This is a genomic window from Leifsonia sp. SIMBA_070, from assembly GCF_046534635.1.
GTDB lineage: Bacteria > Actinomycetota > Actinomycetes > Actinomycetales > Microbacteriaceae > Leifsonia.
The window spans coordinates 1-274 of the sequence record NZ_JAWRYK010000247.1; the positions used below are offsets into that span (position 1 = coordinate 1).

Sequence of the window (274 nt, forward strand, 5' to 3'; positions counted from 1 at the left end):
GTCGTATCTGGGCACGACGATCGCGAACGTCGGTGGACGGCGGTACAGCAGATCCAGCCGGCCGCCGTCGGCCTCGATGAGCGACCTCGCCAGCGACAGTCCGACGCCACTCGAGCCCCCCTCCGAATAACCCCGCTGGAATACGTGCGGTGCACTCTCGTCGGTCACGCCCGGCCCCTCATCCGACACCGAGATCCGGATCATGCCGCTGCCCGGCAACTCCTGGGTGTCGACGACGGTCCTGCCCTGACCGTGTTGCAGTGCGTTGTCGACC

At 67.5% G+C, this 274-nt stretch carries 1 protein-coding gene; it reads right to left on the reverse strand.

Annotated features, from left to right (window positions below):
• Positions 1-274, reverse strand: a 274-nt coding sequence (locus SB754_RS20220; RefSeq protein ID WP_410784155.1) for a sensor histidine kinase, incomplete at both ends; no start/stop codon positions are given.